Here is a 26,652-nt window from a genome sequence, read left to right as displayed (position 1 = left end):
AGGAAAATGCTATGCAAAAACATCTGCTGATAAACGGTGAGCTGGTTGTCGGAGAGGGTGAAAAACAGCCGGTTTATAACCCGGCCACCGGAGAGGTGCTGCTGGAGATTGCTGAGGCGTCAGCGGCCCAGGTCGACGCGGCGGTGCTGGCGGCTGACCGTGCTTTTGCGGCGTGGGGACAAACGACGCCGAAAACCCGCGCCGAGTGCCTGCTGAAGCTGGCGGACGCGATTGAAGCGCACGGTGAGGCGTTTGCCCGGCTCGAGTCCCTCAACTGTGGCAAGCCGCTGCACTGCGCGCTGGGGGATGAAATTCCGGCGGTGGTCGACGTTTTCCGTTTCTTTGCCGGGGCCGCCCGCTGCCTGAACGGTCTGGCAGCGGGCGAGTACCTTGACGGTCACACGTCGATGATTCGCCGCGATCCGGTGGGCGTGGTGGCCTCTATCGCGCCGTGGAACTACCCGCTGATGATGGCAGCCTGGAAGCTGGCCCCCGCGCTGGCGGCAGGGAACTGCGTGGTGATAAAGCCCTCTGAGATCACGCCCCTGACCGCGCTGAAGCTGGCAGAGCTGGCAAAAGATATCTTCCCGGCGGGCGTTCTGAACGTGCTGTTTGGTCGCGGGAAAACGGTCGGCGACCCGCTCACCGGGCACGAGAAGGTCCGCATGGTTTCGCTGACCGGTTCGATTGCGACCGGGGAACATATCATCGGCCATACGGCGTCCTCGATTAAACGCACCCATATGGAGCTGGGCGGCAAAGCGCCGGTGATCGTGTTTGATGATGCCGATCTGGATGCGGTGGTCGAAGGGGTGCGGACGTTTGGCTTCTACAATGCCGGGCAGGACTGTACGGCAGCCTGCCGCATTTATGCCCAGAAGGGAATCTATGCCCAACTGGTTGAAAAACTGGGCGCCGCGGTTGCCAGTCTTAAAATGGGTGCCCCGGAGGACGAGGCTACCGAACTCGGTCCGCTCAGCTCGGCCGCCCATCTGTCACGCGTCAGCCAGGCCGTCGATGAGGCGAAAGCGCTCGGCCATATCCGGGTTGTCACCGGCGGGAGCAAAAAAGAGGGGGCGGGCTACTACTTCCAGCCAACACTGCTGGCGGGAGCAAAACAGGACGACGCCATCGTTCAGCGCGAGGTGTTTGGCCCGGTGGTGAGCGTCACCGAGTTTGATGACGAGGCGCAGGTGCTGGCCTGGGCAAACGACTCGCAATACGGCCTGGCGTCATCGGTCTGGACCAAAGACGTGGGGCGTGCCCATCGCCTGAGCGCGCGCCTGCAGTACGGCTGCGCCTGGGTGAACACCCATTTTATGCTGGTGAGCGAAATGCCGCACGGCGGCATGAAATTATCGGGCTACGGGAAAGATATGTCGGTCTACGGGCTTGAGGATTATACGGTTGTCCGGCATGTCATGATCAAACACTAAGCCCGTCCAGCCTGGCCGCTTGCGCGGTCAGGCGTTCTCTTTGCCCGCCAGATGTGTTACGTAAGATACTCAATTGTTATTAGCCGTAATTTTTAAGTGGTTATTCTGTAACGAAAAAACTTGATCTGTGTCAACATATGACGCATATTGCGTGCGGTTATTTTTTCGGCTCTGGTATACAGAATGACGTTGTATCAAAAGATGTTGGTTTTTTACGCAATCATGGCTTCCATCTGCGCGTTAATCACCTGGTTCCTCTCAAAAGACCGCAAACGTATCCGCCTGCTGAGCGCTTTCCTGGTGGGGTCAACCTGGCCAATGAGCTTTCCCGTTGCGCTGCTGGTCTCGCTTTTCTGAAGCACGCTTCCAGTTTTAAAAGATGAACATAGCATTCCTGATGTGATAACTGTATAAATACACAGTGCATCATAAAAGGAGTGCTTATGAACAGTTTTTACTCGCAGCAGGCCGGTTGCACCGTGCGCTGGCACGACTTGCCCGGCTCCGGCGATCCCGTGGTGTTCATTCACGGGCTGGGCTGCGCCTCTTCCTATGAATATCCCCGCGTCGTTCGTGACCCGCTGTTTGGCGCACGCAGAGCCATTCTCATCGACTTGCCCGGCAGCGGCTACAGCGATAAGCCTGAGCACTACAGCTACAAAACCACCGACCAGGCGCACGTTGTGGCGGAGCTGATTGACCATCTTAAACTGGATTCCTTCTGGTTATACGGCCACAGCATGGGCGGCAGTATTGCTATCGAAACGGCGGGGCTTTTGGCTACGCGCGTGAAGGGGCTGATGGTGTCAGAACCCAATTTTCATGCGGGTGGGGGCATGTTCAGCCGGTCAATCGCGGCGCAAAGCGAGCAACAGTTTCTGGAGCAGGGTTACGACGCCATGCTCAGCGCAGAAAAAACGGCGTGGGCAGGGTGCCTGCAGAGCAATGCGGCTTATGCCGTCTGGCGCGGTGCATCCAGCCTGGTGGCCGGCGTTGAACCGGAATGGGAAGCGCAGTTCCTGTCACTTCCTTGCCCGGTAACGTTGATTTTTGGCGAGCTCTCTCTGCCGGATGACGATGTGGAAAATCTGCAACAGAAAGGCGTTGAGGTAAAAATTATCCCTGCGGCGGGGCACTCTATGTCGTGGGAAAACCCCTCTGCGCTGGCGCAGGCATTAGCCGGGTGTATGACGATGTGATTATTGTGCAATGTATCATCGTGGCGAAATGTAGGCCGGGTAAGCGCAGCGCCACCCGGCAAGAAGGCGGCTACATTATTAAAGCCCGTAGTGCCTGACGAGCGTCAGGCTGAACATCATGCGGGTGCTGGTAATCAATATTCTCGATCGCGCGGCTATAGAGCGCGACCAGCCAGTCGTAAACGTACGCGGTAGCGGCATGGACCGGCTGTTCACCCAGACGCGTCAGGCGGGGCTCGGCGCTGCTCACCACCGGGGTGACGAAGATGGCCTGCCCCTTGCGGATGCGGCTTGCCGGGCGCGTCGCCACGGGCGTCTTGTCGTAACCCAGCCAGCCAACGAAATTGCCCATCACGGCATGCAGTTGCGCAGCGCTACTCTTATCCGCTTCGACAATTCGCTGCAGCTGCTGAGGCAGATCCAGCCGGTAGCTGGTGACCACCAGCACATCCGCAATTTGCTGTAACACCGCAGGATCCAGCCCAAGACGGGCGGCTGTCGCCTCGTTGCGGCTCCACTGGCGCAGATGATTTATCCAGACTTTGTGCGCCAGGCGCGCTTTGTCTTTGGTCTGGTACAGACCGGCGCTTTCCTGGGCGTTCTCGGCAAACAGGTCAATGGTATCCGTAAATAGCCCGTTAACCTGCTCCTCGCGCGGCTGCTGAACGGCCAACAGTGTTTCAAAGGCCTTCAGCGGCGGCAGCAGGCCTTCAAGCAGCTCGCCGTGGCGGGCGGCACTGCTTTGCAGCGTGCGCACCATGTTTTCTGCCTGAGTGCGTCGGATACCTGGCTCCTCAACCAGCGGTGCCAGGTAGCTTTGCATCATCGCCGAGAGCTCCAGACGCAGCGCGTTTTTGAGCGTGCCGAGACGCTTCTGTCGCTGCGCGGGCAGCGTGGCCTGAGACAGCCACTCAATGACGCGCTGCATGCTGTGGCTGTCCAGAGCCTGTAGCGTGCCCCAGCGCAAGCCCGGCTTTCCAAGCAGATGCTGTACGGCTTCATCGAGATTCTGCCGGGTGGTAAAGCGCGCGTCGTGCGGGGTGATCGCCCATACCAGACCCGGCAGGGCAGATTCTTCAGCAGGCTGCGTCTCCCTGACCCAGTTCATTAACACTTTTGCTTTTTTGGCCGTCTGTTCGTGCTGCGCCGTCGCGTTGCAGATGACCAGCACATCCGGCTGGAGCTGTTGACGGTAGTGCTCAAGCAGCCACTGGGATTTTGCCTGGCGTAGCGGATCGGCATGGCGGTCTTCAAACACAGGGATATCAATGATATCGACATTATCCAGCGCGCCGTTCTCAACCGGAAGCACCAGTTCACGGGTCAGGAAGGCCAGCACATCGACGGGGAGGCTGATGGCGTTCAGCATCTCACCGTTGTTCAGCGGATGGAGAAGCGTCTCTTGCGTATTCTGCAGCGCTACCGAGCCGTCGTGCGTCAGGAACCCTTCGCCAGGCAGCCCGAAGCTGTCCACCAGCAGGCTAAGGGGGGCCGCAATCTCGCTGGCATGGCTGGTCTGGTGCAGCACATGGGCCAGATTTAACCACTGCTGGGTCAGTTCCTGCTGCTCGCCCCACAGCAGCGACCATACGCTGGCGCGGGTGCTGAGATCGAGCGAAGGCACCAGTTGGGCGAACTCGTGCCACAGGGCATCATCAATTTGCTGTTTCGCGGCGGGTACCGTGCTCTGCCAGAAGCGGGCAATCGCTCCCACGTCCTGCGCCGTGATGCCGGGCACGCTCTGCGGCTGGCGCAGCCCGCGCCATTTCTCCAGACGGGTCTCGATGACCGCCTTATCCACCGCGCGCATCTGCGGATGCAGCGTCGTGCGGGCAATAAACAGCTGCACCAGCTCGGCCTCGGTGACCAGGCTCAGGCGCAGCGGAAACGCCTCGTCAAGCGCCGCCGGGGTTTCCCGGGTGAAGCGGACGGCCATGTTGGTCAGGGCATGTCCTGGATTGATATGCGAAAAATAGTCAAAGGTGCGCTGGCCTGGCGTCACGTTCAGGCGTCCATTGCCGCTGCCGCACAGCGACAACAGCAGGTGCGCTTTCGCGCTCTGCGAATGGCCGTAAAGCCCGATGCTGCTCTGGCGGGTCATGGCGCGTTCAATGGCCTGCTCGCGCGCCTGCGCCGCGTTGATGCGGGCAAGCAGGGCGTCGGCATCGTTATCCAGCACGGGGGCGTTCAGGCGCGTCTCGTTGATCCACCCGATTAAGGCCTGAGTGGTGGTGGTCGTCGCTGTCATTTCAGGTATACGCTCCCGCTGTCGATCCAGTAGTGGCTGCCGCTGTGTCGGCGGTCGGCCAGGGTATTCAGTTTGAAGGTTAAGGCGTCAGGCGCCACCGGCGTGCCGTCCTGCAGCCAGGCATCGCTCAGCTCGAAGGCCTCCGGGCCTTCATGCTTGCTGCCGCCGCAGAGTTTGAGCCGCACGTTCAGCACGCCGTCGCCAGCAATCGCTTTTGCCAGTTCGGCCGAGTTAATGCTGAGCGTGTAGAGCGGCGTGGCAGGCCAGCGCGCGTTCGCCAGCTGGCGGAAGCCGAGGGTGACGTTACCGCGCAGCGGGAAGTGCAGACGCGCGTCAAGCTTCGCACCGGGTTTATCAAGATCGATATCCTGATACCAGACGTTTTCCTCGCGCAGGGTATTGACGGTGTTATCCAGCACGCCCAGATAGCGCACGGTGGAATACGCGCCAATGTCCGCGGCTTTAAAGTTGAAGCGCGGCAGACGCAGGTCAAGCGCAAGGCTGCAGAGCATGGCCCCCACGGCAGCGGTCGATTTCGGGTTGCCAATGCGCCCCTGCTGGCTGAACGGATACCACTCATGCACCTGGTATTTATCCAGCCAGACGATGCGGTTGACCGGCACTGGCTGCAGGTGGCGAATCAGCGCCTGAACGCCAGGCAGGCAGCCCGGGCGTCCGGTGATCAGCAGAATGTCGCAGCTATAATGGGAGATCGCCTCACACACCGCGTGGAGCGGGGAGGCCAGCGTAAACTGCCCGGCCAGCATCGCATCCTGCATTTCGCGGAAATTGACGTGCAGCGGCACGGCGAAGAGGTCAAAAGCGTCAGAACCCGCAGGCAGGGCATGGTCGATCGCCTGCTGCAGATAGTTCATCACGTTGCGGGTCGGCTTCTGTGGCAGGATATCGCCAAAGGTGGCGTGCAGACCAGCCAGCGGATCGTCAACATCGCTGGACTCCCACCCGGCAAGAATCGCATGGCCAAGCGGCATAAACAGCTGCAGCGCCGTCTGCTGGCGCAGTACGGCCTGGGTATCAATGCGCCCGGAGTCGCCGAACAGTGAAGCCATCAGCAGCGAGGCGTCTGCGATACCGGATTTTTGCAGCTGCGTTTGCAGGGCGGGCAATACGTAGCGCTGAATCACGTCCAGAAGCGTATCGTCGCCCGCGACCTTAAACCCTTCCCGGAACAGCAGCTGCGGGGTGATTTTGACGTTATTGCCGGAGCCGTCGTCCAGCTGGTAATGGGTGATCGCCATATCCGTTGTGCCGCCGCCGATGTCGATGGACGCGACGCGCAGCGCGCGTCCCGGCTGGCTGCCCGGCTCAGGCTCACGGTCCGGACGGGCAAGGGAGGCGAAGAAGGCCTCGGTCTGGCCGCCAAAGCGGGAGATGGCTTCGTTATACAGCCAGACCAACTGACCGCAGCTGGCTTCATCCCACTCCATCTGGATTTCCGGTACCGGCACCACGCTTTTTTCCTGCTGTTTGCGGGTGACAAAATCCTCATCCTGCGGGTGCCAGCCCATCGCTTTCCAGACAATGGCGATGGCTTCAAACATGCGGCGACGGAAGATCTCACGCTCCTGCTTTGGCATCGCGGAGGGCAGCGTCAGGATCAGCGTGCGCAGCTGGCGCGGCGAGGCAGGGAAGCCCAGGCGCAGGCGCGTGGCGACGCTGTTGATCTGCCCCAGCGCCTGTGCCAGCAGCTCGCACAGCATATGGGTCATCAGGGTGCTGCGGCTGTATTGCGGCGAGAAGACCGGCAGGCGCTCGTCCTGCGGCAGCGTGAAGAGCGGCTCGCCGTCATCGTTCATCAGGTTCATCAGCGGGAACGCGGTGGCAAGCGGTTCACGCTGGGTCTTGCTGTTCATCTGGCTAAAGCGCCAGTCCTGCACGACCGGGGTTTCATCCCACAGGTAGCGACGCGGGCTGGAGATACCGCTGTTGCCCTCGGTGCCCAGACGCTGCATCGCCAGCTTGCGGGCTTCATCACCTACGCGGACAATCGACGGCCAGACGAAGGCATCTTCGCGACCGCTTTCCACCGAGAAGTGCTGCTTGCCAAAACGCGCTTCCGAAAACTCGAGACGGCTGGTGAACAGCGGTTCGTTCAGGAACTGCGGCTCGCTGAGCGAGCGGACCTGCAGCTCGGCGGTCTGGCGCAGCCCATCGTTGGCATCGCCGTGGTCTTCAATAATGACGCCGCAGGTGTGGGTATTGCCCACGTCGAGGATCAGATCGACCGGAATGGCAGGCGTGCTGAGCGTATGGGTGACAAATTTCACTTCCGGCACGGTGAGCTGTTCACCGAGCATGGTCAGCAGGTTGAGCCAGTGGGCCTGATACTCAAAGCTGCGCATCGCCTGCTGCAGGTCGCGTTCAGAGCGGTTCTCAACGCCGTCGGCATACTGGGTAAACGCCTCGCGCAGCCAGCCGTCAATCCAGGTCTGATCGAGGAAGCTGTCTACCTCGTTATCGCGCCACGCCAGCGCGAAGCGGGTGCCGTTCAGAATATCGTTTTCCACCGGAGAGAGCGCGGACGTGGCATGCTCGGCAATCTGGCTGTCAAGCGCGAGGGTCACGCGGTGGGTATTGCCTGCCGTGTCCGGGGTGTCAAGCTTGCGCACCTGAACGCGCGCCCAGTTATCCGGCCCTTCAACAAAGGTCCGCGGCGGGTTGAAGCGCAGGAAAGGAACCGGAAGCCAGACGCCATCCAGTACCGTCAGCGACTGATGCAGCGGGATAGTGGTTTCCGGCTTGACCACTTCAGGCTGCCCGCCGTTCATGCCGGGGAGGGTATAGCGACCGTTGACCAGATCGAAATCGAGGCGCAACAGCGGGCCGTTCGCGGTTTTACGTACGAAGCGCCCGTTGCTGGCGGAGTCCTGCGGCGTCAGACCGAAATCGAGGAACTGCACACCGCTGTTGGCAATAAGCGTGACGCTTTGTTTATAGTCGCAAAGATTTACCAGCATAGGATCAGGCACCTGCTTTCTTGAACGTCAGTGGGACGACGGTGTTGGCATCATAACGGGCGCGACATTCTGCGATATCGCTGGTGCCTGCTTTACAGGCCACTTCCGGCATCGGGTAGCGGGAACCGTCGGTGCAGCGGGCAGTACCGCGACTCTTAATCATCAGCTCGCCATTGCTGTGCAGCCCGGAGAAGACCTCCGCGCGGCAGACAATGTTGTCGCCGTGGACAACGCGGGCGAAACCTTTGTTGTTCTGGATCTGATAGCGCAGCGACGGCGGCTTGCCGGTCACCGGATCCTTTACGTCGAGGATGGCGCGCCAGGTGCCGTTCAGGAAGCGCGTCGATCCCGCTTTCACCTGATTCGCTTCCATCACCATGGCGTCTTTCGGAATGGCGACAATCACCACCGGAGCGGGTTGTGACGCAGCTTCAGCCGGAGCCGCTTCTTTTTCTTTGCTGGCCACGACCTCTGCCTGATGCAGCGGTAACTTCATCGCCAGCGGTTCAACCGCCTTGATCGGCTTTGGCGCAATCTCCACGGGTTCAGGTGCGGGCGCCGGGGCGGGCTCAGCGGAAGGCGCCTGTTTTGGCCACAGCAGCGGGGCGGCAACGGCGGCAACGATCACGGCGGCAACCGGCAGGGTCCACAGGGGAACGCGGCGCTTTTTCACGACGTTCGCCGGAGCAGGTTCCTGGACTGGTTGCGCAACGACGGGGGCCGGTTCGGGCTCATACAGCTCCTCCGGCGTAATACGCACTACGGTGGACGGGGCGACCAGCGGCTCGTCAGCGTGCTCAAAGGTCATCACCGGCTCTGGCTCAGGCTCGGGTTCAGGATCGTCAATCACAACGGGGGCTGGCTCAGGGATCAGGGACTCACGCAGGCAGTCGAGGACATCGTCGCGCGCGTTCTCGTTGAGGTTTACAAATCCCCAGAAGCTGATGACCGGCTTTCCGTCCACCAGGAAGAGGAAGTTTTCGCCCGGGAACTGAAATGCCTTCGACAGCAGAGAGCCAAAGAGCTGTTGCGCGGTTTTGGGCGACTGCAGGCATTTCTTGCTTAATGACTCGACGCTGGCGAGCGTGTTTTCCAGATAGCGCAGGGCGCGATAGCGATCATCTTCATCGGCCGCTTTCCAGCTGGTTACGCTCCCTTCAACCGGGGAATACCAGTCCACGCGGTCGCCGCTGTCGTTGACCTGAGGAATCGCCAGACAGTCGACGATGGCCTGTTGTTTGCGCAACCGGAGCGCTTCACGGATTTGCAACGCTGATTCGAAAACGGCTTGTCCGCCGCCGCCAACGGCCTGAAAATCATCCAGATTACCGCTGCGTAAAAGAGTTTTTGCCACGATTTGATCCCATATACTTCTTCACACCATTACTTTAACGAACCGAGGACGCAACCAAACGGAGGAAGAGACGCTAAAAGCGCCGATTTCTTGCGGCATAGAAAGTGACGGTTGTGCTTGACGAATAATGGCACTTAAGACAAATCGTCTTTCTGGGTGCTGGCGGTTAAAACAGCAAAAACCGCGGCTTTAGAATAACCTGATAGTGTTTCGTTATTTGCCAGGTCAAAACGCCTGTGCTGTTATTACTGTCCTATATAATAAAACTGTCAGGGTTATAACCATGTCTACAGGGAAAACACTGCTCGCCCTTGCGCTGAGCGCGCTGTTACCAGCCGGTGCCGCATGGGCGGCAAATAACGACACCCTTATTTACTGTTCAGAAGCCTCCCCCGAGTCCTTCAACCCACAAATCGCCAGCTCTGGCCCGTCTTTTGTGGCCAGCTCTCAGGTGCTGTATAACCGTCTGATCAATTTCGACCCGGTGAAAAACACCCCGGTGCCGTCGCTGGCGGAGTCCTGGACGATTTCGCCGGACGGCAAGACCTATACCTTTACCCTGCGTAAAGGGGTGAAGTTCAACAGCAACAAATACTTCAAACCGACGCGCGATTTTAATGCCGATGACGTTATTTTCTCGGTCATGCGCCAGAAAGACCCTAAACACCCGTACCACAACGTGTCGCAGGGCAATTACGAATACTTTAACGATGTGGGTCTCGATAAGCTGATCCAGGACGTGAAAAAGGTCGATGATTACCACGTCCAGTTCACACTCAGCGAACCCAACGCCGCGTTTCTGGCCGACTGGGGGATGGATTTCGCCTCGATTCTCTCCGCGGAATACGCCGACGCGATGCTGAAAAAAGGCACGCCTGAGAACGTGGACACCTGGCCGATTGGTACCGGGCCTTACGTGCTGCAGCAGTACAAAGTGGATTCGCTGATCCGCTACGTCGCGAACCCGAACTACTGGGAAGGCGAAGTGCCGACGAAGCATCTCATCTTCTCCATCACGCCAAACGTGGAAACCCGCCTGGCGAAGCTGCAGACCAACGAGTGCCAGATCATTCCTGCGCCATCCCCGGTTCAGTTTGACGCCATCAAGAACAACAAAGACCTGACGCTGCACGCCGTCGATGCGCTGAACGTCGGTTATCTGGCGTTTAACACCGAGAAAAAACCGTTTGATAACGTGCTGGTGCGTCAGGCGCTCAACTACGCGACCGACAAGAAGGCCATCGTTAATGCGGTCTTTATGGGATCGGGCACGGTGGCAAAATCGCCGATCCCGCCAAATATGCTGGGCTTTAATAAAGACCTGAAGGACTACAGCTACGATCCTGAAAAAGCGAAAGCCCTGCTGAAGCAGGCGGGTCTGGAGAAGGGCGCGGAAGTCACGCTGTGGTCAATGCCGGTGCAGCGTCCGTATAACCCGAATTCGCGTCGTATCGCGGAGATGATCCAGAGCGACTGGGCAAAAGTCGGCGTGAAGGCCAAAATTGTCTCCTACGAGTGGGGCGAATATCTCTCCGGAATGCGTAAAGGCGAGCATGACTCCGCGCTGTTTGGCTGGATGTCCGACAACGGCGACCCGGACAACTTTGCCGATGTGCTGCTCGGCTGCAACAGCATTAAAACCGGTTCAAACGCCGCGCGTTGGTGCGATAAGGGGTATGATGCCCTGGTACAAAAAGCGAAGCTGACCAGCAGCCCGGCCGAGCGCGCGAAGCTTTATGGCCAGGCGCAGGAGATTTTCTATCAGCAGGCGCCGTGGATTGCGCTCGCAAACGGGAAAACGTTCTACGCGACCCGCAGTAACGTGAGCGGGTACAGCGTAAGCCTGATGGGCAGCGATTTCTCAAAAGCGAAGCTGAACTAAGCCTTTTTAGCCGGGTGGCGGCTCCGCCTTACCCGGCCTACATTTGGCACCTGTAGGCCCGGTAAGCGTAGCGCCACCGGGCACATAACGAGGAGTGACAATGTCACATTTAAACGAAGTTATCGCCCGCGTCGATGCAGCCATCGAAGAGAGCGTGATTACCCACATGAACGAACTGCTGATTGAATTAAGCGATGATGCGGAGCTGAGCCGTGAAGAGCGCTACACTCAGCAGCAGCGTCTGCGCACCGCGATTTCGCACCACGGTAAGCAGCATAAAGAGGAGATGGACGCGCGTGAGGAACAGCTGACGAAAGGCGGCACCATACTGTAACCATCAAAACTGGCGTCGCGCCACCAGCCAGGCCCCGACCACCAGCATCACCGCGCCGCACACCGGGCCGATCAGGGCGCGCAGCGGGATGCCCTGGCTCCTCAGCACGTCCAGCACCAGCCCGCCAATCAGCTGGCTTGCCACCAGTACGGCGATGGTCGTCGCCGCGCCAACGTTCTGATAGCCGCTGATGCTGGCAAACACAAAAAACGACCCCAGCAGCCCCGGGATAAGCGTCCACCAGCGCACCGTTGCGGCGAGCTCGCTGAACCCGGCGACGCCCTGTTTCAGCAGCAGAATGCCGACAAACAGCACGATGCCGACCAGCGAATTCAGCAGCATCGCGATAAGAATGGTGGAGGAGGACTGGGTGATACGCACCATCAGGGTGTTTTGCACCACCAGGCCAATGCCCGCCGCCACCAGAAACGCCAGCGTCAGTGACTGATTCATGGGATCGCGTCCGGGTCGCTGCGCTCGTCCAGCTGCAGCTGCATAAAGGTTAAGTCCAGCCAGCGGCCAAACTTGGTTCCCACCTGCGGCATTTGTCCGGTCGTCACAAAGCCGAGCGTTTCATGGAGATGAATCGAGGCATGGTTTTGCGCTTCAATCCCGGCCACCATCACGTGTTTCCCGATGGCGCGGGCCTCGTTAATCAGCGCCTTCATCAGCCTGCGGCCAATCCCCTTGCCCTGATGGGCCGGGTGGACGTAGACCGAGTGCTCAACCGTATGACGGAAGCCGTCAAAGGCGCGCCAGTCGCCGAAAGAGGCGTAGCCGGTGATTACGCCGTCTTCCTCGCTCACCAGAACCGGGTAGCCCGCAAGCGAGCGCGCCTCAAACCAGGCGATTCGGTTATCGGTATCGACGGTTTTATCGTTCCAGATCGCGGCAGTGTGCAGCACCGCGTGGTTGTAAATCTCGCCTATCGCAGCGCAGTCTTCTTTGCAGGCATGACGAACGATCATGATGAAGCCTCTGTGTGTTGTTCACTATAGTATTACGTTATCGCTACGATATTACACAACTGTATCGCCCGATCGCTACGGCATAAGCCATATTTTTTTGTTATCAAAAGCCCATTGAATTGCCGTTCATACACTATAGTATGACGTCATGAACACCATAACAGACACAATGAATCAACGGATTAGCGCAAGAATTCGCCTTGAACGCGAGTCTCGCGGGTGGTCCCTGAGCGAGCTGGCGGACCGGGCAGGCGTCTCCCGCGCCATGATCCATAAAATCGAGCGCGGGGACAGTAGCCCGACAGCCACCTTGCTTGCCCGCCTGTCGGGCGCGTTTGGCATCAGCATGTCAACGCTGATTGCCCGGGCCGAAATGCAGGAGGGCAAGCTGCTGCGCCTGGCAAATCAGCCCGTCTGGCGCGACCCGCAGACGCACTACCTCCGCCGCCATGTTTCTCCCCGTACCGATCTGCCCATCGACCTTGTTCAGGTGGAACTGCCTGCGGGCAGCGATGTTCCGATGCCGGCCTCTTCTTACGCGCTGGCGCGTCAGCTTATCTGGCTGCAGTCCGGTGAGCTGGTGTTTCAGGAGGGCGACACCCGCCACGAGATGCACGCCGGAGACTGTCTGGAGCTGGGGCCGCCTAATGACTGCCGGTTCATCAACGAGACGAACGAAACCTGCATCTATCTGGTTGTACGGCTTAACCAGTCCGGCTCGTAATGCTAATGCGATAACGCCGAACGTGAGCCAGGCTGTAATGACATTTGTACCAGAAGGAGATCCTGATGAATCACTCTGTTTCGCATAACCGCCGCTGGGTGCTGGCCTCTCGTCCACAGGGCGCACCGGTCGCGGAAAATTTTCGTCTGGAAACGCAGCCTGTTCCGGAACCAGGGGCGGGGCAGCTTTTGCTTCGTACCGTCTGGCTGTCGCTGGATCCTTATATGCGGGGTCGCATGAGCGACGCGCCATCCTATTCACCGCCGGTTGAGCTCGGTGCGGTGATGGTGGGGGGAACGGTCAGCCGCGTTGAACAGTCAAACCATCCCGACTACAAAGCCGGTGAATGGGTGCTGGGCTACAGCGGCTGGCAGGAGTATGAACTCTCGGACGGCAGCGGCCTGGTGAAGCTGGGCGAAAATCCGTCTCATCCTTCCTGGTCGCTGGGCGTACTGGGTATGCCGGGCTTTACCGCCTATATGGGGCTGCTGGATATCGGGCAACCGAAAGCGGGTGAAACGCTGGTGGTGGCGGCGGCGACCGGCCCGGTTGGCGCGACGGTTGGGCAGATCGGCAAAATCAAAGGTTGCCGGGTGGTCGGCGTCGCCGGTGGCGCAGAGAAATGCCGTCATGCCGTTGAGGTGCTAGGGTTTGACGAGTGTCTGGATCACCACGCGGCGGATTTTGCCGACCAGCTCAAGCAGGCCTGCCCGAACGGCATTGATGTCTACTATGAAAACGTCGGCGGGAAAGTGTTTGACGCCGTGCTGCCCCTGCTGAACACCTCCGCGCGCGTGCCGGTGTGTGGCCTGGTGAGCGGCTACAACGCGACGGGTTTGCCTGACGGGCCGGACCGCCTGCCGCTTCTGATGGCGATCCTTCTCAAGAAACGCATTCGGATGCAGGGCTTTATCATCGGCCAGGACTATGGACATCGCATCCATGAGTTCCAGGAAGAGATGGGGCGCTGGGTGCAGGAGGGAAAAATCCACTATCGCGAACAGGTCACGGACGGGCTGGAAAACGCCCCCGAGGCGCTCATTGGCCTGCTGGAAGGACGAAACTTCGGCAAAGTCGTGATTCGCGTCGCGAGTGACAATAAATAAAGCGCAATATGGCGGGGTTTCCCGCCATATTTATTTGTGAAGATACGATATATTGTCTTTAATTACTGGACATGACTTTTCGCGCCATCATCCCCGATGAGCCCGAAAACGATAAAAAAAATGACGTTTGCTTTTTTTGCTGTTTTTTGTACTTCCCACCACCAGGCATGACGATACAGGATATATCGTACCGGCGCCGTTTTATTAAAACTGGCGTTTAAAAATAGCATTAAGTTTTAGCTACAGGAATTCCACATGCTTGATTTGGATCACTTAGAAAAAGCCCAAAGGGTTAGCCTTACCATGCAGGTTGAACACAGTTTGAAAGGGGCGTTAATTACAGGCTCTCTCAAACCAGGAGCACGACTGATTACGAAAGAGATTGCTGATAAATTAGGCACCAGTATTACGCCGGTCCGCGAAGCGCTGTTGCGCCTGGTCTCCTCAGGCGCGCTTCACGCCACGCCCGCACAGGCATTTCTGGTCCCTGAAGTGACGCTGGAGCGTTATAACGAGATTAACGCCATCAGAAAACAGCTTGAGCCAATGGCGGTCGCCGCAGCATGCCAGAAGATGTCAGACGGCAAGCTGGAGGCGTTGCGCAAAATGTCAGAGGCTTTCCATGAGGCCATGCGCAATGGAAACGTTCAGCAGGCATTGCATGCGAATCGTATCTTCAGGTTTACGCTTTATCAGTATGCGGAAATGCCTACGCTTAATGCCTTAATTGAACAGCTATGGGTCCGCATCGGGCCCTGCATGAACTACCTGCATCACGAACTTAACGACATCAAAACGGCAACGTATCACTATGACGAGCTGCTTTCGGCCCTTGAGCGGAGAGATGTTGATGCGAGCCAGAAGGCGATTGATAAGTTGATTGATGAAGCAGATTCTCTTTTACAGCGACAATATTTTAACTGAGAGATTATTTATTAGAGCGACTATATACCGCCGCTAATTATTTATCTGGTGAATAACTCCTGATGGCTTAATGCCATCAGGAGGGTTATTTCATTTATAAAATAAACTTTTCTTTTTGCTTACTCGAAGCGATAAGAGACCGACAGTCCGACGCCATAGTTACGGCCTGGTGCAGGCTCGTAATAACGACCGTTGGACTCGTTGACAATTACCGAGCCCGCGTACTCTTTATCGAACAGGTTATCGACGCGGCCAAAGACGTCCATTCCCCAGTTGCCGTAGTTAAATTTATACCCGGTATTCAGCCCGACTACCGTATAGGACGGCGCTTTCGCGGTGTTTTCGTCGTCGGCCATGATATCGCTCATGTAGCGCACGTCTGTCCCCGCATACCAGCCTTCCTCTGGCTGCCAGCCAAACGAGGCGAAGCCCATGTTGCGCGCAATCCCCGGCATACGGTTACCGTTACAGTCTGCGTCGCTGCAGACGTTAGTCCGGTAGGTGGCATCCAGGTACGTCCAGGCCATCTTCAGCTTCCAGCTCTCAGCGAACTGCTGATCCAGGGAAACTTCGACACCCTGACGACGGGTTTTCCCGGCATTTTTATAGGTTGTACGGCCGCCGGAACTGGAGTCCACCACGATCTCGTCATCCGTATCGGTGCGGAACAGCGCCGCCGTCAGCAGGCCGTTGCCGATTCGGGTTTTGCTGCCCACTTCATACGTATTATTCGTGGACGGCTTCAGGCCAATATTCAGACCGCCCTGGTTATCGGCGCGATAGGAGAGCTCGTTGATGGTTGGCGTTTCAAAGCCACGCCCTGCGGCAGCGTAGAGGTTCCACGCATCCGTCACCGCATACTTCACGGCGCCCGCCGGGAGCCACTTGTGGTAGCTCGCGTCACCGCTGTCATCGCCGTTGCGCGGCGTAACGTAGTGGTCGTTGGAATCAAACCAGACCGAACTGTAGCGGACACCCGCGTCGACAGAGAGTTTCTGCGTCAGCTGCCAGCTCGTTTGCAGATAAGGATCGACGTTCCACATCAGGTTGCGTTCGTCACGACGTTTATCGCCTTTGACGCCGTAGTCCGGCACGCCGTTGCGCATCACGAAGTTCTCGTATCCGCGACGGTCTTCGCTCATGTTTTCGTAGTTCAGACCGGTGGTGAAGGTCACCGGAACCAGCAGCTCGCCGCGGTGTGTCCAGCGAGTGTCCACGCCCTGATAGTGGCGCTGCATATCAATCACCCCGCCGGAGTGAGTGGCTTTTAGCTGCGGCTGATACGGAATCGACTGGTACTGCGTCATTTCACGCTCGCCGGCGTACATCATCACGCTCAGGTCGTCCTGAGCGCTGAGCTGGCGATCGTAGCGCAGGCCGGCCTGGGTCTGCTTGATGGTCTTACGGGTGTTGTACTGTTCGCCGCGCGGCGACTGACGCGGGTTGTCCCGCCACTCCTGGTAATTCAGTCCACCCGGATCGTTGGCCTTCATGTCCACGCTGTTGAAAATCAGCGTCAGCTTGCTGGCGTCGTCAATGCGTACACCCAGTTTGGCGTTAGCGAGATTTTTCCGCGCGCCGCTGTGGTCGCGGTAGCCTTTGGTGGTGAAGCGGGTGGTGGAGACGGTGTAATCCACGTCCCCGGCGTGGGTGCCGTCACCCATCGCGCCGGTGGCTTTCATGCCATAGCGCCAGGTCCCGTAACTGCCGTAATAGCTGCTGGCTTCAATGGTCGGCGGCTGCTGCCCGGTCTGGGTGTTGATGTTGATTACGCCGCCAGAGGCGTTGCCGTACAGGGCAGAGAAGGGACCGCGCAGCACTTCAACGCTCTCCACGCTGGAAAGGTCGATGTTGGAGGTCTGACCCTGTCCGTCCGGCATCGTGGCTGGAATACCATCGACGTACATACGGATACCGCGCACCCCGAAGGTTGAGCGGGCGCCAAATCCGCGCATCGAAAGCTGGAGATCCTGGGCGTAGTTTTGACGGTTCTGAATTTGCAGCCCGGGTACGCTGCCAAGGGATTCAGACAGGTTAATGCGGGGCGCGGCCTGGCGCATATCGTCGCCATTGACGACGCTGACCGCGGCCGGAGTATCGAGCTCCGATACGGTTTGCGGCGTGGCGCTGACGATCATGGTCTGTTCCTCTGCGCTCACGGCGGTGAGCGGCGCAAAAATAACAGGAACCAGCAGCAGCGGGAGAGAAGCCTTACGGGCAGAAATGATTTTCATGAATAAAACCGGTTGTGGTGTATAAACGAACCAAATGGAACATGTCCATATATGTTAAAGGTTTTGTAAAAGTTTTGAAAACTATAACCGCACATTGCGTTAATGGAAGGCGAAGCGGGAAAGAAAAACTCCACATTTTACACATTAATGATTACTATTCTCATTATCAAAAGACAATGCCATGACGTTGTCTGCCGGAAGTGATGTCAGCCCAACCCCACTTTTCAGAAAAGGAATTGATATGTCTTTACGTCATCTGTGCTCGCCGCGTCTGAGCCTGTCGCTGCTGTCTGCCACTTTACTGCTTGCCGGGACGTTCCAGGTGCATGCCGCCGAAGAGGTACTGCGTAAAGCGGTGGGCAAAGGGGCGTATGAAATGGCCGTGAGCCAGCAGGAGAATGCGCTGTGGGTGGCAACCTCGCAAAGCCGTAAAACCGACAAGGGCGGGGTTGTCTACCGTCTTGATCCGGTCACGCTGGACGTGACGCAGGCAATCCATAGCGATCTGAAACCCTTTGGTGCCACCTTTGACAAGGCGACTCAAACGCTGTGGTTCGGCAATACGATCAACGGCGCGGTAACCGCGATTGATGCAAAAACGGGTGACGTAAAAGGGCGGCTGGTGCTGGACGGGCGTCAGCGCAGCGAAACCGTCAAACCGCTGCAGCCGCGCCAGCTGGTGGCAGATGACGCGAGCAACACGATTTACATTACCGGTGTCGGTAAAGAGAGCGTGATTTGGGTCGTGGATGGCGCCACGCTGAAGCTGAAAGAAACCATTGCCAATACGGGCACCTACAGCACCGGCCTGGCGCTGGATGCGCAGGCGAAACGTCTGTACACCACGAATGCGGACGGCGAACTGGTGACGATTGATACGGCCAGCAATAAAATTATTGCCCGTAAAAAGGTGCAGGATGACGGTAAAGAGCACTTCTACCTGAACCTGAGCCTCGACACTGCCGGTCAGCGCGCGTTCCTGACCGATTCAAAACAGCCGGAAGTGCTGGTGGTGAGCCTGAAAGACGGTAGCGTGATCGAGAAAATCGCCGCGCCGGAATCTCTGGCGGTCCTGTTTAACCCGACCCGCAATGAAGCCTACGTGACGCACCGTGAAGCCGGCAAGGTGAGCGTGATTGACGCGAAATCGTATAAGGTCACTAAAACCTTCGACACGCCGGTCTACCCGAACAGCCTGGCGCTTTCAGCGGATGGCAAAACCCTGTACGTGACGGTGAAACAGAAATCTACCCGCCAGCAGGAAGCTACCCAGCCTGACGACGTGATGCGTATCGCGCTGTAAGATGGGATTGCCCGGTGGCGCTGCCGCTTACCGGGCCTACAAAACCATGAAATGTAGGCCGGGTAAGGCGAAGCCGCCACCCGGCTTTTTTATTAACGCGAGGTCTCTTCTACCAGCGGGGCGTCGTGTTTTTCATCGTCAGGATGAACCGGCGCGGTGCTGTGAATTTCATGAACGCGTTTACGCACGCCGAACCAGCCCGCAATCAGCAGCACGGCCAGCAGCGGAATGGTCGCGATGGTGTAGGTGCCGTTCGGGTAGTCGAACGCCATTAGCACCAGCACGCTGAACAGGAAGAGCAGGGTGAGCCAGGATGTCACCGGCGCGCCAGGCAGCTTAAAGCTGACGTCAGCAGCTTTTCCTTCTTTAATCGCTTTGCGCAGACGCATCTGGCAGACCACGATAAAGCCCCAAGACGCGATAATCCCCAGTGCCGCCACGTTCAGAACGATTTCGAATACCTGAGACGGCACCAGATAGTTCAGGAACACGCCGAAGACATAGACCACCAGCGTCGCCAGAATACCGGCGTACGGCACGTGCTGCTTGCTCATCTTGGACATGAACTTCGGCGCAGAACCGCCCATGGACATGGAGCGCAGGATACGACCGGTCGAGTAGAGGCCGGAGTTCAGGCTGGAGAGCGCTGCGGTCAGGACCACGATGTTCATGATGCTGCCCACGTACGGCACGCCCAGCTTCGAAAAGAAGGTCACGAATGGACTCTGGCCCGCCTGATAGGCGTTCCACGGCAGCAGCAGCACCAGCAGCACCACGGAACCGACGTAGAACAGACCAATACGCCAGATCACGCTGTTAATGGCTTTTGGTACCATCGTCTGCGGATCTTTACATTCACCTGCTGCGGTGCCCACCAGCTCGATGGAGGCGAAGGCGAACACGACGCCCTGAACCAGCACCAGCGCAGGCAGCAGACCGTGCGGGAAGAATCCGCCGTTATCGGTTATCAGGTGGAAGCCGGTGGCATTGCCATCCAGCGGCTTACCGCTGCCGAGGAAGACGGTACCCACGACCAGGAACACCACGATGGCCAGCACTTTAACCAGCGCAAACCAGAACTCCATCTCCGCGAACCACTTCACGCCGATCATGTTCATGGTGCCGACAATCGCCAGCGCGCCAAGCGCAAAGACCCACTGCGGCACATCGCCAAACGCGCCCCAGTAGTGCATATACAGCGCAACGGCGGTGATGTCGACGATACCGGTCATCGCCCAGTTGACGAAGTACATCCAGCCCGCGACGTAAGCGGCTTTTTCACCGAGGAATTCACGGGCGTAAGAGACGAAGCTGCCGCTGGAAGGGCGATGCAGTACCAGTTCGCCCAGCGCGCGGAGAATGAAGAAAGAGAAGATCCCGCACACCAGATAGACCAGGGCGAGAGCCGGGCCAGCCATCTGCAGACGTGCACCCGCACCTAAAAACAGACCCGTTCCGATAGCGCCGCCGATGGCGATCATTTGAACCTGACGGTTGCCCATCGCTTTGTGGTAGCCCTCTTCGTGGGAGTTCAACCAGCGACGTTTAGCAGCATGATGATCGGCTGCGCTTTTATTGCTTGTTTTCATTGAGTTACCTGTTTGCCTGTCTGAACCATTATCGTGATAGTCCTGCCTGGCAGAGCGCAATACAAACGATTGCTTCTGCGCAAACACATGTCGCCTTCCCAGTCATTCTGCGTATGGATAAGGCGAAACATGGCGAGGCATCCTACCTGCAATTCATAAGCGACGCAAAATATAACCGTGCCGAAAGTGATGCACGTCGAAGGAAATCGTGTGGTCAGAGCAGACGGGGATCACAACACGCTGAAACGTGATGAGTTTTTAGTCAAAACAATGGCGGGGTTGATTATTTAATCATCAGATTCTCTTAATTATTACCAGATGGTATAAATTTTTGCTGCTGCAGGGCATCGAGAAGTAACCTGAACGCGGTTGTGTGCTGCCGACGGCTCGGATAATAGAGGTGGTATCCTTCAAACGTGGGGCACCACGATTCAAGGACCCTGACCAGCCGTCCCTGATTCAGAGCGTCCAGAACCGAGGACTCGGGCACGTAGGCTAATCCGAGACCATTCTCCGCGGCGTCGATGCGCTGCGACAGGTTATTGAGCGTAAGCTGTCCGTCAACCCGCACGCGAAGCTCGCGCCCGTCGCGCTCAAATTCCCAGTCATACAATCCCCCTCGGGTGGGCAGGCGGAGATTGATACAGCGGTGTTCACCCAGCTGCTCCGGCACGAGGGGCACGCCAAAACGAGCCAGGTAATCCGGGGAGCCGACGACCGCCATGTGCATGTCCGGCGCAATCCGCACCGCAATCATGTCTTTTGCCACCTGTTCACCCAGGCGAACCCCCGCGTCGAAGCGGCCATCGACGATATCTGTCAGGCCATTGTCGACCGTCACTTCGACGTTAATGTCAGGATACTGCAGCATAAAAGCCTTCAGTACCGGCCAGAGGACGGCGTCCATCGCGTGCTCGCCGGCGACGATGCGGATAGCGCCTGCGGGTTTGTCGCGGCTGCTGCGAAGCGCCGTGAGTTCCTGTTCGATCTCCAGCAGATGCGGGCTGAGGCGCGAAAAAAGCTGCTCACCCGCGGGTGTCGGAACCACGCTGCGGGTTGTGCGGGTTAACAGGCGAACGTCTAATCGCGCTTCAAGCTTGCGCATCGCATGGCTCAGTGCCGATTGCGAGACGCCCAGCTGCGCCGCTGCGCGCGTAAAGCTGCGCTCGCGGGCCACCACCATAAAGGAGAGCAGATCGTTGAAATTATCTTTTAGCATCGCGGTTCTATTTATGAGTTTCAGTCATGTGTCCTATCTGATTATGCACCCTAATGCTGCGGAGTGCTTTGCGCTACTGTTAACGCAACAGTCAACGAGGAGCATAAGATGAAAATTATCCGCAGCGGTTCATTACCTTCAGTACGAGGACCGGAAGCCTGGTTTACCGGGGCTGTTCGCATTGACGCGCCCTTTCAGGCGACCGAACCTGCCAGCGTCGGCGGGGCAACCGTGACCTTTGAGCCGGGCGCGCGCACGGCCTGGCATACGCATCCCCTGGGACAAACGCTGATTGTGACGCAGGGTCGCGGCTGGTTACAGGCGTGGGGCGAAGAGGCGGAAATCCTGAATCAGGGCGATATCGCCTGGATCCCACCCGGCGTGAAGCACTGGCACGGCGCAAGTGCGCAAACGGCGATGACGCATCTTGCCATCGCCGAAGCGGTAAACGGCAGCCCGGTAACATGGCTGGAAAAAGTGACCGACGAGCAGTACCCGAACGGCTAACCGCCAAAAACGGCAATCGCCTGCTGCAGGCGCGTCGTCCGCTGCGTCAGGTGATTCGCGGCGTGAGTGACGTTATCCACCATCCCCGTATTGCTCTGGGTCATTACGCCGATACGGGAGAGGGAGGCGTTGATGAGCGTCAGCGCCTGGGTTTGCTCCTGCGTGGCGAGGCCAATCTCCTTAATCAGGGTGGAAACCTGCAGAACATGGTCGATCATAACCGTCAGCTGTGATTCGGTTTGTCCCACCTTCTCCACGCCAGCGTTGACGCTGGCGACGTTTTTCTCGATCAGCGCTTTGATCTCTTTCGCCGCCGTCGCGGAGTGCTGCGCAAGATTGCGCACCTCAGCTGCGACCACGGCAAAGCCGCGGCCGGCTTCACCCGCGCGCGCCGCTTCCACGGCGGCATTCAGCGCAAGAATATTGGTCTGGAAGGCAATACGATCGATAACGCTGATAATATCGACGATCTGGCCGTTATCCTGCGAAACGGACTGCATCATACCGATGGTCTCTTTCATCATCGCTTCCCCGCAGTGGGCGCTGTCGCGGGTGCGATCCGCCATCTGAATCGCCTCGTTCGCGGTTTCGGCCGTCTGCTTCACGGCGCTGGCGATCTCTTCCACCGCAGATGCGGTTTGCTGCAAGAAATCTGCGGTTTCTTCAGAGCGCGTCTGCAGCGCCGCACCTTCTTTCGCGACCTGCTGGCTGATGGTGCCAATACCGCTGATTTGCTCCCCGACATCGTCAACCAGCGAGTTCAGGTTTAAACCAGACTGATTCACCAGGCGCATCATCAGCCCGATATCATCGATCCTGTCAAAATGGTAATAGTCCGTTTTACGTCCTGAAACCACGCGCTGCATCTGTTGAACAATGGATTTTACCGGCCGGGCGATCTGCGCATGAAGATAACAGGACAGCGCAGAAAAAAGCAGCACCAGAGTGGTGGCCTGAACGAGACGATCGCGGAATAAATATACCGCCAGGCAGGAAAGTAACGCTGTCGCAGTAATACCAAGCTGAATTCGTTTTCCGGTACTGAGACATTTAAAGAGCGATAAAAAGGAAAATAAACCGCGCCGAACGAACAGACCTTTATAAAAACGATACTGTTTTAATTCATTATTACGTACTTTTGCATACAGTTTTTCACTGGCCGCGATCTCCTCCCGTGAGGGGATATTACGCACCGAAATATAGCCGGTCAGGGATTCCCCTTGCCAGACCGGCGTCACGTTGGCACGCACCCAGTAGTGATCGCCATTATGACGACGATTCTTCACCAGCCCTGTCCAGGTCTCACCCTGCTGGAGGGTAAACCACATGTCGCCAAACGCTTCGGCAGGCATGTCGGGATGGCGGATGAGGTTATGCGGCTCACCCAGAAGATGCTCTTCTTTATATCCGCTGGCTTCTATAAAAGCGGAGTTGGCATAAGTTATATGACTTTTTGTATCGGTGGTGGACATTAACGTCGAACCAGCGTTAAGTAAATACTCGTTTTGTGTAACGGGGGTGTTACGCCTCATGAGTAACTCCATGATGATGTGCAAGAATAAAAACCCGGAAAGCGCTCCGGCAAGATAAAAGTGATTATTTTAATAACGATCTGTGCATATTCTCGCTGAAATTGAGAACCTCCGAAATACCCGGCATCCATTATTTTTAATATGTTAATGTTGTCGAATGTAATAAAATTGAAAATATTTTAGTGGGTGTTATTTTGAATCGGCTTAAATAAATGACATAAGCCAAACTGCAAGAGGGAGATCGTCTCTCTGGAAAAATTGTCATGCTGAAATAGCGTTTCGTTAACAGGATGAAAACGCTATCATTTGGTCACATTTTCGTAAATACAGGGAGGCTGAGGTGAAAATTAACGTCATCGGTACCAGCGGGAGCGGAAAAAGCACGCTGGCGAAGCAGATTGCGACCGCGCTGTCTATTCCCTGTATCGAGATGGACAGACTCTACTGGCGCTCTGACTGGCAGGGAACGCCGGACGACGAGTTTCAGGCAAAGCTGGCGCAGGCGCTACAGGCTTCGTCAGACTGGGTGCTCGACGGTAACTACAACCGCACGCGACCGCTGAAATGGCGCGATGTCGATGTGGTGGTCTGGGTGGATTATGGGTTTACCCGCACCCTCTGGCAGGCCGTCACCCGAGCAATAAAGCGGGCCTGGCATAAACACGAGCTTTGGCCGGGAACGGGAAACAAAGAGAGTTTCCGGCGCGCGTTCTTCAGCAGAGAATCCATTATCATCTGGACGATGAAAACCTGGCGTAATAACCGCACGCGCTATGAAGCCGACCTGCAAAACCCGCAATATAGCTATATTCGCTTCGTCCGCATTACCCGTCGGGAGCAGGTGGAATCGCTGATTGCCTCCTTAAAATCTTATTCTTAGCAGGGTTTTATATATCTGTTTTCCGGCAAACTAAATGTAAATTAATTGTTTCTCAGAGGTGAAATGCGCCTTTAATAATGTCGACATGTTAAGTCAAACGAGAACGCAACATGTCATGGCGAATCAGCATTCTGGATAAAAGCCCCATCGCTGAAAACGAAACGGCTGCCGATGCACTGGCGCGTACCCTGGCGCTGGCGCAGCAGGCAGAAAATCTGGGCTATCACCGCTTCTGGATTGCCGAACACCACAACACCCCACAGCTTGCCAGCCCTTCGCCGGAGCTGCTGATTGCCTGGATCCTCGGGCAAACCACGCGCATTCGCGTCGGGTCTGGCGGCGTAATGCTTCAGCACTACAGCCCTTATAAAGTCGCCGAGAACTTCAACGTGCTGGCCGCGCTGGCGCCTGGCCGCGTCGATCTCGGCGTCGGGAAAGCCCCCGGCGGATTACCGCTCTCAACCCGCGCGCTGCAGCAGGGCCTGAATCAACAGGAAAAGGGCAGCTTTGCCGAACAACTGGCCCAGCTCGACCGCTGGATCCGTCCTGAGCATCACGCTATTGAAGAGGCCGTCCGCGCCACGCCGCTGCCGCCGTTGCCTGCTGAGGGTTTTCTGCTGGGCGCGAGTACCGACAGCGCGCTGCTCGCCGCCAGGCTCGACTGGCACTTTGTGTTTGCCGCACACCTGAACGGTGACCCGGACCTGCTGCGCGAGGTGGTATCGACCTGGCGCGAGAACAGCGCGCGTGACGTGATAGTGGCGGTGCAGGCGATTGTCGCGCCGACGCAGGCTGAGGCAGACGCGCTGGCGCAGAAGGTCGAAGTGTGGGGCGTTGAGCTGGCAAACGGGCAGCGTGTCACCGTGGCCAGCGAAGAGCAGGCCTACGCGTTTGCGCGCCAGGCGGGCAGTGAGCCGGTGCGCATTGCACGCCGGGCGCAGTCGCTGCTGGCGGGCACCGCTGAGTCGGTAGTGGAACAGCTCAACGCGCTGCACCAGCAGTGGGGCATTGACGAATTTATCATCGACACGCCGGTGGCGGAGGGGGCTACGCGCGTCGCGTCGCTGCGTCTGCTTGCCGGGGCGCGTCTTAACAAGGAGGTCACCGTATGAGTTTTGGCGAACAACTGATTGCCTGGCGCCGCGAACTGCACCAGAACCCGGAGCTGTCCGGCCAGGAGGTCGAAACCACCGCGCGCCTGCGCCAGTGGCTGACGAATGCCGGGATCGCCCCGCAGCCTTACGACCTGTCGACCGGGCTGGTGGCGGAAATCGGGACGGGCAGCAGGCTGGTTGCGCTGCGCGCCGACATTGACGCGCTGCCGATCGAGGAGCGCAGCGGCGTACCGTTTAGCTCACAGCATGCCGGGGTGATGCACGCCTGCGGACACGATATCCACACCAGCGTCATCCTCGGCGCCGCGTTAAAGCTGAAAGAGCGGGAGGCCTCGCTTAACGGCCGGGTGCGCATCCTGTTTCAGCCTGCTGAAGAGAACTTTGGCGGTGCGAAGAGCATGGTGCGGGCCGGTGCCCTGCGCGATGTCAGCGCGATTTTCGGTATGCACAACGAGCCTGGCCTGCCGGTTGGTGAGTTCGCCACCCGCGGCGGGCCGTTCTACGCCAACGTCGACCGCTTTGTGATCCGCATTACCGGCAAAGGCGCGCACGCCGCACGTCCTCATGAAGGTAACGACGCCATTGTGCTGGCGAGCCAGCTGGTAACGGCGCTGCAAAGCGTCGCCAGCCGTAACGTCAACACGCTGGATTCGGTGGTGCTGAGCGTAACCCGCATTGCGGGCGGCAACACCTGGAACGTGCTGCCGGAAAGCGTCGAGCTGGAAGGCACGCTGCGTACCCATCGCACGGAAGTGCAGCAGAATGTGAAAGCCCGCGTGGGTGAAATTGCCGCCGGGTTTGCCAGCGCCTTCAGCGCGCAGATTGATATCACCTGGTATGCCGGGCCTACCGCGCTGGTGAATGACGAGCGCTGGGCTGATTTTGCCACCTCGGTCGCGCGTGAGGCCGGATATGAAACCCGGCACGCGGAATTGCATATGGGCGGGGAGGATTTTGCGGTCTATCTGCAGCAGATCCCGGGGGCGTTTGTCAGCATCGGCAGCAACAGCCCGTATGGTTTACATCATCCGTCGTTTAATCCCGATGAAGCCTTAATTGAGCCCGCCGCCCGCTATTTTGCACAGCTTGCGGAAAAAGCCCTGCAACACGTTTAATTCAG

At 57.9% G+C, this 26,652-nt stretch carries 22 protein-coding genes; 13 read left to right on the top strand and 9 right to left on the bottom strand.

All coding sequences use genetic code 11. The annotated features are described in order from the left end of the window. The first annotated feature begins 11 nt into the window (after positions 1-11). From patD to ACEPLT_RS11825, 3 genes are all read left to right on the top strand, one after another. Positions 12-1,436: an aminobutyraldehyde dehydrogenase gene (patD, locus tag ACEPLT_RS11835; protein WP_126287815.1), complete on the top strand. Its 1,425-nt coding sequence runs from the start codon at positions 12-14 to the stop codon at positions 1,434-1,436. Positions 1,437-1,619: 183 nt separating this feature from the next. Next, entirely contained in the window at positions 1,620-1,793 is a 174-nt protein-coding gene (locus tag ACEPLT_RS11830; protein WP_013096478.1) for a GhoT/OrtT family toxin, read from the top strand. Between the two features lie 86 nt (positions 1,794-1,879). Then, positions 1,880-2,635: an alpha/beta fold hydrolase gene (locus ACEPLT_RS11825; RefSeq protein WP_023327589.1), complete on the top strand. Its 756-nt coding sequence runs from the start codon at positions 1,880-1,882 to the stop codon at positions 2,633-2,635. 70 nt (positions 2,636-2,705) lie between these two features. On the opposite strand, the gene ACEPLT_RS11820 is transcribed toward ACEPLT_RS11825, so the two are convergent. From ACEPLT_RS11820 to ACEPLT_RS11810, 3 genes are read right to left on the bottom strand one after another with little or no spacing between them, the layout of a single operon-like run. After that, positions 2,706-4,883 (bottom strand): virulence factor SrfC family protein, encoded by a 2,178-nt coding sequence (locus ACEPLT_RS11820; RefSeq protein ID WP_055321423.1) that lies wholly within the window; start codon positions 4,881-4,883, stop codon positions 2,706-2,708. Next, the gene (locus ACEPLT_RS11815; protein ID WP_232927705.1) at positions 4,880-7,861 is read right to left on the bottom strand and encodes a virulence factor SrfB; all 2,982 of its coding nucleotides are present in this window, start codon (positions 7,859-7,861) and stop codon (positions 4,880-4,882) included. The genes ACEPLT_RS11820 and ACEPLT_RS11815 overlap by 4 nt, the downstream gene beginning before the upstream one ends. Before the next feature lie 4 nt (positions 7,862-7,865). Then, complete coding sequence (locus ACEPLT_RS11810) at positions 7,866-9,215, bottom strand: SrfA family protein (protein ID WP_046092123.1); 1,350 nt, start codon at positions 9,213-9,215, stop codon at positions 7,866-7,868. A gap of 283 nt (positions 9,216-9,498) precedes the next feature. On the opposite strand from ACEPLT_RS11810, the gene ACEPLT_RS11805 reads away from it, so the two are divergent. Further along, positions 9,499-11,097, top strand: coding sequence for an ABC transporter substrate-binding protein (locus ACEPLT_RS11805; protein WP_023327585.1), 1,599 nt, complete (start codon positions 9,499-9,501; stop codon positions 11,095-11,097). Between the two features lie 100 nt (positions 11,098-11,197). Next, positions 11,198-11,431 (top strand): YdcY family protein, encoded by a 234-nt coding sequence (locus ACEPLT_RS11800; protein ID WP_023292296.1) that lies wholly within the window; start codon positions 11,198-11,200, stop codon positions 11,429-11,431. Between the two features lie 3 nt (positions 11,432-11,434). Here the strand turns inward: ACEPLT_RS11800 and ACEPLT_RS11795 are convergent, their stop codons facing one another. Together ACEPLT_RS11795 and ACEPLT_RS11790 are read right to left on the bottom strand one after the other, a co-directional pair. Next, a complete protein-coding gene (locus ACEPLT_RS11795) occupies positions 11,435-11,884 on the bottom strand; it encodes a DMT family transporter (protein WP_032652040.1) in 450 nt (149 codons plus the stop codon). After that, positions 11,881-12,399: a GNAT family N-acetyltransferase gene (locus ACEPLT_RS11790; RefSeq protein WP_032652038.1), complete on the bottom strand. Its 519-nt coding sequence runs from the start codon at positions 12,397-12,399 to the stop codon at positions 11,881-11,883. Before ACEPLT_RS11790 ends, ACEPLT_RS11795 begins: the two co-directional genes overlap by 4 nt. 148 nt (positions 12,400-12,547) lie before the next feature. Between ACEPLT_RS11790 and ACEPLT_RS11785 the strand changes: the two genes are divergently transcribed. The 3 genes from ACEPLT_RS11785 to ACEPLT_RS11775 all read left to right on the top strand — a co-directional run bounded on the left by ACEPLT_RS11785 (position 12,548) and on the right by ACEPLT_RS11775 (position 15,153). Next, positions 12,548-13,123: a helix-turn-helix domain-containing protein gene (locus ACEPLT_RS11785; protein WP_008501301.1), complete on the top strand. Its 576-nt coding sequence runs from the start codon at positions 12,548-12,550 to the stop codon at positions 13,121-13,123. Between the two features lie 65 nt (positions 13,124-13,188). Then, the gene (locus ACEPLT_RS11780) at positions 13,189-14,229 is read left to right on the top strand and encodes an NADP-dependent oxidoreductase (protein ID WP_232927710.1); all 1,041 of its coding nucleotides are present in this window, start codon (positions 13,189-13,191) and stop codon (positions 14,227-14,229) included. 255 nt (positions 14,230-14,484) lie between these two features. Beyond that, a complete protein-coding gene (locus tag ACEPLT_RS11775) occupies positions 14,485-15,153 on the top strand; it encodes a GntR family transcriptional regulator (RefSeq protein ID WP_021240238.1) in 669 nt (222 codons plus the stop codon). Between the two features lie 119 nt (positions 15,154-15,272). Here the strand turns inward: ACEPLT_RS11775 and pqqU are convergent, their stop codons facing one another. Then, positions 15,273-17,387 carry a TonB-dependent receptor PqqU gene (gene pqqU / locus ACEPLT_RS11770; protein ID WP_232927712.1) on the bottom strand — a complete coding sequence of 705 codons (2,115 nt, stop codon included), beginning with the start codon at positions 17,385-17,387 and terminating at the stop codon, positions 15,273-15,275. Positions 17,388-17,628: 241 nt separating this feature from the next. On the opposite strand from pqqU, the gene yncE reads away from it, so the two are divergent. Next, positions 17,629-18,690, top strand: a complete 1,062-nt coding sequence (gene yncE, locus ACEPLT_RS11765; RefSeq protein ID WP_232927715.1) for a 7-bladed beta-propeller protein YncE — start codon at positions 17,629-17,631, stop codon at positions 18,688-18,690. A gap of 92 nt (positions 18,691-18,782) precedes the next feature. Here yncE and ansP read toward each other — a convergent pair whose 3' ends face one another. Both ansP and ACEPLT_RS11755 read right to left on the bottom strand, forming a co-directional pair. Further along, positions 18,783-20,279, bottom strand: a complete 1,497-nt coding sequence (gene ansP / locus ACEPLT_RS11760) for an L-asparagine permease (RefSeq protein ID WP_008501774.1) — start codon at positions 20,277-20,279, stop codon at positions 18,783-18,785. A 304-nt stretch (positions 20,280-20,583) separates the two neighbouring features. Continuing rightward, the gene (locus ACEPLT_RS11755; protein WP_232927718.1) at positions 20,584-21,498 is read right to left on the bottom strand and encodes a LysR family transcriptional regulator; all 915 of its coding nucleotides are present in this window, start codon (positions 21,496-21,498) and stop codon (positions 20,584-20,586) included. 108 nt (positions 21,499-21,606) lie between these two features. On the opposite strand from ACEPLT_RS11755, the gene ACEPLT_RS11750 reads away from it, so the two are divergent. Then, complete coding sequence (locus tag ACEPLT_RS11750; protein WP_021240234.1) at positions 21,607-22,005, top strand: (R)-mandelonitrile lyase; 399 nt, start codon at positions 21,607-21,609, stop codon at positions 22,003-22,005. Here ACEPLT_RS11750 and ACEPLT_RS11745 read toward each other — a convergent pair. After that, the gene (locus tag ACEPLT_RS11745) at positions 22,002-23,537 is read right to left on the bottom strand and encodes a methyl-accepting chemotaxis protein (protein WP_232927720.1); all 1,536 of its coding nucleotides are present in this window, start codon (positions 23,535-23,537) and stop codon (positions 22,002-22,004) included. The genes ACEPLT_RS11750 and ACEPLT_RS11745 overlap by 4 nt on opposite strands. Before the next feature lie 340 nt (positions 23,538-23,877). Between ACEPLT_RS11745 and ACEPLT_RS11740 the strand changes: the two genes are divergently transcribed. From ACEPLT_RS11740 to ACEPLT_RS11730, 3 genes are all read left to right on the top strand, one after another. After that, complete coding sequence (locus ACEPLT_RS11740) at positions 23,878-24,417, top strand: AAA family ATPase (RefSeq protein WP_232927723.1); 540 nt, start codon at positions 23,878-23,880, stop codon at positions 24,415-24,417. 110 nt (positions 24,418-24,527) lie between these two features. Continuing rightward, entirely contained in the window at positions 24,528-25,529 is a 1,002-nt protein-coding gene (locus ACEPLT_RS11735; RefSeq protein ID WP_023344233.1) for an LLM class flavin-dependent oxidoreductase, read from the top strand. Beyond that, entirely contained in the window at positions 25,526-26,647 is a 1,122-nt protein-coding gene (locus tag ACEPLT_RS11730) for an amidohydrolase (protein ID WP_032674874.1), read from the top strand. The genes ACEPLT_RS11735 and ACEPLT_RS11730 overlap by 4 nt, the downstream gene beginning before the upstream one ends. Positions 26,648-26,652: the final 5 nt, after the last annotated feature.

The organism is Enterobacter sp. fkY84-1 (assembly GCF_052974705.1).
Note: the sequence above shows the minus strand (reverse complement) of the source record. Positions and strands in the feature narration are given on the sequence as shown.